Origin of the sequence: Dactylosporangium sucinum, assembly GCF_014647515.1 — a bacterium.
GTDB classification, from domain to species: Bacteria; Actinomycetota; Actinomycetes; order Mycobacteriales; family Micromonosporaceae; genus Dactylosporangium; species Dactylosporangium sucinum.
This window is the reverse complement of the sequence record NZ_BMPI01000043.1, coordinates 93,724-99,912: the sequence shown is the minus strand read 5'-3', so window position 1 is coordinate 99,912 and position 6,189 is coordinate 93,724. Positions and strand designations below refer to the sequence as shown.

The 6,189-nt window shown below is 71.3% G+C and carries 7 protein-coding genes; 1 reads left to right on the top strand and 6 read right to left on the bottom strand.

The window, feature by feature from the left end; genetic code table 11:
* Window positions 1-71: 71 nt before the first annotated feature.
* On the bottom strand, window positions 72-1,172 hold the full coding sequence (locus IEZ31_RS35860) for a sensor histidine kinase (RefSeq protein ID WP_190254517.1): 1,101 nt from the start codon (window positions 1,170-1,172) through the stop codon (window positions 72-74).
* Between the two features lie 158 nt (window positions 1,173-1,330).
* Here IEZ31_RS35860 and IEZ31_RS35855 point away from each other — a divergent pair, with 158 nt between their 5' ends.
* Window positions 1,331-2,587, top strand: coding sequence for a hypothetical protein (locus IEZ31_RS35855; protein ID WP_190254516.1), 1,257 nt, complete (start codon window positions 1,331-1,333; stop codon window positions 2,585-2,587).
* A gap of 54 nt (window positions 2,588-2,641) precedes the next feature.
* On the opposite strand, the gene IEZ31_RS35850 is transcribed toward IEZ31_RS35855, so the two are convergent.
* The 5 genes from IEZ31_RS35850 to pdxS form a co-directional block, all read right to left on the bottom strand.
* On the bottom strand, window positions 2,642-3,046 hold the full coding sequence (locus IEZ31_RS35850) for a PIN domain-containing protein (RefSeq protein WP_190254515.1): 405 nt from the start codon (window positions 3,044-3,046) through the stop codon (window positions 2,642-2,644).
* Complete coding sequence (locus IEZ31_RS35845) at window positions 3,046-3,369, bottom strand: type II toxin-antitoxin system VapB family antitoxin (protein WP_190254514.1); 324 nt, start codon at window positions 3,367-3,369, stop codon at window positions 3,046-3,048. The genes IEZ31_RS35850 and IEZ31_RS35845 overlap by 1 nt, the downstream gene beginning before the upstream one ends.
* A gap of 130 nt (window positions 3,370-3,499) precedes the next feature.
* On the bottom strand, window positions 3,500-4,255 hold the full coding sequence (locus IEZ31_RS35840; protein WP_190254513.1) for a YebC/PmpR family DNA-binding transcriptional regulator: 756 nt from the start codon (window positions 4,253-4,255) through the stop codon (window positions 3,500-3,502).
* Window positions 4,256-4,260: 5 nt separating this feature from the next.
* Window positions 4,261-4,872 carry a pyridoxal 5'-phosphate synthase glutaminase subunit PdxT gene (pdxT, locus tag IEZ31_RS35835; RefSeq protein WP_190254512.1) on the bottom strand — a complete coding sequence of 204 codons (612 nt, stop codon included), beginning with the start codon at window positions 4,870-4,872 and terminating at the stop codon, window positions 4,261-4,263.
* A gap of 7 nt (window positions 4,873-4,879) precedes the next feature.
* A complete protein-coding gene (gene pdxS, locus IEZ31_RS35830; RefSeq protein WP_190254511.1) occupies window positions 4,880-5,788 on the bottom strand; it encodes a pyridoxal 5'-phosphate synthase lyase subunit PdxS in 909 nt (302 codons plus the stop codon).
* Window positions 5,789-6,189 lie beyond the last annotated feature (401 nt).

The following is a 6,189-nucleotide window of genomic DNA, read 5'->3' as shown; positions in this document are numbered from 1 at the left end:
ACCCCCTACAACCCGGACAAACACGGCGCACTCCAAGCCCTCCAACAACCGGCGGCTTGACACAGGGCTACTCATGCCGCAACCAGCGCGGGGAGCCGGGCGTGGACCGCGTACCCGCCGCCGGGCTGCGGGCCGGCCGTGAGCTCGCCGCCGAACAGGGCCGCGCGCTCGCGCATGCCGATGAGTCCCTGGCCGCCGCTCGCGACGGGCGCGGGTGCGGTACCCCCGCGATCCCGGACGTGCAGGTGCACGCCGTCGGCGGCGTAGCGTACCTCGACCGTGACCCGGGTCGGTCCCGCGTGCTTCAGCACGTTGGTCAGCGCCTCCTGGACGATGCGGTACGCCGACAGGTCCGCCGCCGGCAGCAGCGCGACCGGCGGGCCCTCCCGCTTGACGGTCACCGTCAGCCCGGCCTCGCGGACCTGGGCGATCAGCTCGTCGAGCCGGTCGAGCCCGACCGGCGCCGCCGTGGCCCCGCCGTCGTCGCCCCGCAGCAGCCCGAGGGTGCGGCGCAGCTCGCCGACCGCGTCGCGGCCGGACGACTCGATGCTGCGCAGCAGCTCCCCGTCGACGTCCAGCCCGGCGTCGAGGCGCCGGCGCACCACGCCGGCCTGGATGACCATGACGGTGACGCTGTGCGCGACCATGTCGTGCAGCTCGCGGGCGATGCGCACGCGCTCCTCCATGACGGCCTCCCGGACCCGCTGCTCGCGGATCGCCGCCCGGGCCGCGGCCGCGTCGGCGCTCTGGCGGTGCTGGTAGGCGAACGCGACGCCGAGCACCCACGGGCTCACCGAGAAGAACAGCGCCCCCATCGGGTCCTCCGGGGCGACCCTCCAGAGCGTGACCGCGGTGGCCAGGGTGAGCCCCAGCCCGGCGTACCCCTGCCAGCCGCTGCGTCCGATCGGCCGCTCCCGGCCCACCGTGTACGCCGCGATGATCATGGCGGCGAGCTGCCACAGCCGGTAGTCGACCTGGACCAGGTTCGCCTGCACGCAGCTGGCGGCCAGCGCCACGAGCGGGATCGTCCGCCGCAGCGCGACGAGCACCGCGACGACGGCGAGGGCGACGGGCCACCAGCCGCCCGGCATCCGTACCACGGCCTCCTCGGCGAGGGCGAACGCCACGAGTCCGCCGGCCACCCCGAGATCCACCCGCCACCTGCTGCGCACCTCCTGACGGTATGCGCATCTCCCCCGCATCCTCGCCCGTCCGCCGGATGACCGACGGTCCGCCTCGCGGGGGACCCCGGTTCGCCCGTGATGCGGGTTCGCTCCGGGCGCCGGGTTCGTAGCGTTCGCGGCTCCGACGTTTCCTCAAGGAGCTTGTGATGCGGTTCTTCCTGATAATCGCGCCGATCGTGCTGGGGGTGGCGACCGCGGTGGACCCGGCGCTGGGTTCGACCGGCGAGTTCTACGGCATCTACCGGGAGCACCCGGGGGCGATCGAGGCTCATTCGGTACTGCTGCACTGGGCGTGGATATTGTTCGTGCCCGGGTTCGTGGCGCTGCTCGACCCGATCCGCCGCCGTGGCGCCGTCCTGGCCCGGATCGCGTGGATCGCCACGGTGCTCGGGCTGGTGACGTTCTCGGCGCTGATGGCGAGCGACCTGTTCGTGCTGGCGCTGGAGCAGACGTTCGCGGACAACGAAACGGTCCAGAAGGTGAACCGGACCTTCGAGTCGCTCGGTGCGTGGCCGACCGCGGGCTGGCAGATCCCGGGCGTGGTGGGCTGGATGATCGCCCTGATCGTGACCCCGATCGCCGCGGCGCGGGCCCGCGTCATCTCGTGGTGGACGGCGGGCGCGGCGCTGGTCGGCACGGCGCTGTACCTCCAGTTCGCCGCCTCGCCGATGCCGTGGTCCCTGGCCGGTCCCGTGGTGCTGACTGGCGCGTACGGTTTCGCGTTCCGCTCGGTCGGCTCGTTCACCCCCGCCGCGGACGAACCGGACACCTTCGGCGCGTTCCGCCACGCCTTCGGCCGCGTGTGCATGGTCCTCGCGCCGGTGTCGTTCGCGGTCGGCCTGGCGACGGTGCCGGGCTTCGAGCCCGACCCGGCCCAGCTGGTCCAGCATCCGGTCCAGTCCCAGGCGAGCGCGTTCTTCCTGCACCTGGGCTGGCTGCTGTTCATCCCGGCCGTGCTGACCCTGATGCGCGGCGGCGGCCGCTTCGCCCGCATCGCCGGCGTGGTGACGGTCCTGGCGCTGGCCAACTTCAGCGGCCTGATGGTGGGCGACTACCTGGACCTGGCCGCACGGATGGTCCTGACGCCCGAGCAGGCCCAGCAGGTGTCGGACGCGATGGGGACGTACAACGGTTTCGCCTTCAGCTGGGTGCTGTTCGGCATGTTCGGCACGCTGCTCGGCCTGATCCTGGTGGCCACGGCGACGACGGTGGACGGCCGCTCCCGCTGGTGGGTCCCGGCCCTGGTGGGCGCGGGCGTGGTGGCCTTCCTGGTGCTGGGCGTGGGGCCGCTGAGCCTGCTGAGCCCGGTGCTCCTGCTCGCCGGCTTCGGCCTGCTCGCCCGCGGCCTTGGTTCGTCCGCCGCGCCCCGGCCCGCTCCGGCCCCGGCCCCGCTGGCCGGCTGACACCGGCCGCGTGCGGCATCCCGGCCTCGCCGCCGGGATGCCGCACGGTGCCGTTCAGGCCGGCACGGCGCTGATCCGCTGCTGGCGCAGCTGGGGGACGTGCCGCGCGATGGTCTCGAAGTCGCCGTCCTCGTGCAGGACGACGAGCTTCAGCCGGATCGCGGTGGCGGCGATGACCAGGTCCGCCACCGAGACGTCCTGGTAGGCGCTGGGCTCGACGAGCTCGTGCCGGATCGCCGACACCATCTGCCAGATGTTGTCCGGAACCGTCGCCCACGGATAGGTCTCGCAGACGTCCCGCTCGATGTCGAGATACTGCTTGGCGCTGGCCACCGTGAGCATCTCCGTCAGCGCCGGCTCGCTGATCGTCACCAGTCCACGACGGACAGCGTCCCGCCATGCCTCACTGACCTGACGGCGGTAGATCCGGACGAGAGCACTCGTGTCGGCAAGGTACATCACTGGTCCACCTCGTCGATCCTGTCGAAGTCGAACGCGCCCTCGTCCGCCAGCTCCTGCACTCGCTCCAGTGCTTCCGATCGCTGCGTGCGCTTGCGTTCGACGTACTCGCGGAGTGCGCCGTTGATGATCTCGTTGCGCGAGGTCGTGCCGAGGCCCCGGCCGGCCTCGGCCAGGAGTTCCTCGTCGATCGGGGGCTCGTCCTGCTCGTCGGGGGTCTCGGCAGTGGTGTCCGCAGAGGTCTCCGCAGGGGTCTCGTCTGGGGTTGCCTCGTCGATGTCCGGGTCCGGGTCGGTTTCCGCCGTGATGACGGTTTCGGTCATGGTCCCACCTCCTTCCGGTACCCTACTGGCCATATGGCCCCAATGCCAAGCCACCTGGCAACAAGCGGCCTGGAAACACGTGTGGCGCCCGTCGCGGTCTCCCGCGGGGGCGCCACAAGCGAGCGGTCGGTCAGGCCTCGACCAGCGCCATGACCTCGTCGGAGACGTCGAAGTTGGCGTAGACGTTCTGGACGTCGTCGCAGTCCTCCAGGGCGTCGATCACCTTGAAGACCTTGCGGGCGCCCTCCTCGTCCAGCGGCACCGTGACGCTGGGGACGAACGAGGACTCGGCCGACTCGTAGTCGATGCCGGCCTCCTGCAGCGCCGTGCGGACCGGGATCAGGTCGGAGGCCTCGCAGATGATCTCGAAGGCCTCGCCCAGGTCGTTGACCTCCTCGGCGCCGGCGTCGAGGACGGCCAGCAGGAGGTCGTCCTCGGTGAGGTCGCCGGCCTTGGGGACGATGATCACGCCCTTGCGGCTGAACATGTACGACACCGAGCCCGCGTCGGCGAGCGAGCCGCCGTTGCGGGTGAGCGCGACGCGGACCTCGGTCGACGCGCGGTTGCGGTTGTCCGTCAGGCACTCGATGAGGATCGCGACGCCGTTGGGGCCGTAGCCCTCGTACATCGCCGTCTGCCAGTCGGCGCCGCCGCCGATCAGGCCGGAGCCGCGCTTGACGGCGTTGTTGATGTTGTCATTCGGGACCGAATTCTTCTTCGCCTTCTGGATGGCGTCGAAGAGCGTCGGGTTGCCCGCGGGGTCACCGCCGCCCGTGCGCGCGGCCACCTCGACGTTCTTGATCAGGCGGGCGAAGAGCTTGCCGCGCTTGGCGTCGATGACCGCCTTCTTGTGCTTGGTCGTCGCCCATTTAGAGTGCCCGGACATCTCCTCTAACCCTCCGTCGTCTGGCCCGCCTCGCGCGCCATCTCCACGAAGTACCGATGGACTCGGAGGTCGCCGGTGAGCTCGGGGTGGAACGCCGTCGCGAGCAGATGCTGCTGCCGAACCGCAACGATCCTACCGGCGGCGGGTCCGTCGTTCACACGACCCAGCACCCGCACGCCGTCGCCCACCGACTCTACCCAGGGTGCGCGGATGAAGACAGCCGAAAACGGGCCGCCGTCGATGTCCTCGATGTCGACCGTTCCCTCGAACGAGTCGACCTGCCGGCCGAACGCGTTGCGGCGGACCGTCATGTCGATCCCGCCGAACGGCACCTGGTCGGCGCGGGCGTCGAGCAGCTCCCGGGCCAGCATGATCATGCCGGCACAGGACCCGTAGACGGGCATGCCGCCGGCGATCCGCTTGCGGATCGGGTCGAGCATGCCGAACTCGATCGCCAGCTTGCTCATCGTGGTCGACTCGCCGCCGGGGATGATCAGCGCGTCGACCGAGTCGAGCTCCTCCGGGCGGCGCACCGGCCGCCCGATCGCGTCGCAGTCGGCCACGGCGTGGAGGTGCTCGCGGGTATCGCCCTGGAGGGCGAGCACACCGATGATCACGTACCGGTCACCAGCCCCGCTCGGCGAGGCGGTGCGGCGCCGGGATGTCGTCGACGTTGATGCCGACCATGGCCTCACCCAGGCCGCGCGAGACCTTGGCGAGCACGTCGGGGTCGTCGTGGAACGTGGTGGCCTTGACGATCGCGGCCGCCCGCTGGGCCGGGTTGCCCGACTTGAAGATGCCGGAGCCGACGAAGACGCCCTCGGCGCCGAGCTGCATCATCATCGCAGCGTCGGCCGGGGTGGCGATGCCGCCCGCGGTGAACAGCACGACCGGCAGCTTGCCGGTCTCGGCGACCTCCTTCACCAGCTCATACGGCGCCTGCAGCTCCTTGGCCGCCACGAACAGCTCGTCCTCGGGCAGCGAGCCGAGCCGGCGGATCTGCTGGCGGATCTGGCGCATGTGGGTGGTGGCGTTGGAGACGTCGCCGGTGCCGGCCTCACCCTTGGAGCGGATCATCGCCGCGCCCTCGGTGATGCGGCGCAGGGCCTCGCCGAGGTTGGTGGCGCCGCAGACGAACGGCACGGTGAACGCCCACTTGTCGATGTGGTTGCTGTAGTCGGCCGGGGTGAGCACCTCGGACTCGTCGACGTAGTCGACGCCGAGCGCCTGCAGGATCTGCGCCTCGACGAAGTGGCCGATGCGCGCCTTGGCCATGACCGGGATCGACACGGCGTCGATGATGCCGTCGATCATGTCGGGGTCGCTCATCCGCGACACGCCGCCCTGGGCACGGATGTCGGCCGGGACCCGCTCCAGCGCCATGACCGCGACCGCACCGGCGTCCTCGGCGATCTTGGCCTGTTCGGGGGTGACGACGTCCATGATGACGCCGCCCTTGAGCATCTCGGCCATCCCGCGCTTGACGCGGGCGGTGCCCGTGACGGGCGAGCTGGGTATGGGCGACTCGGACACGGCGCAGCACTCCTCACGAAAAAACCTGGATTCACCCCCAAGTTTACGCCCCGTCACCCGGCCGGCCCGACGTCCAATGCCAACCCCGCGGCCCACACTCCGCCCCATCCGCCCCTCTCCGCCCTGGCCGCCCCTCGCCGTCCCTCCAGGCCCGCCCCCTCTCTCCCCCGCGATCTTGGAGTTGTGGTCCGTGATTTGTCCGGAATATGCGGATAAAGAGGGGATCACAACTCCAAGATCGCCGCGGAGGAAGCACGCGGGCGGAGCGGGGCGACGCGCCGGGCCGGGGCCGAGTCGCGAGCGGGGCGAGCCGGCGGCGCAGGGCGCGAGCCAGGCGCGGCGGCGGCGCGGGGCGCCGGCCAGGCACGGGCCAGGCGCGGGGCACGGGCCGACTGCGGCGA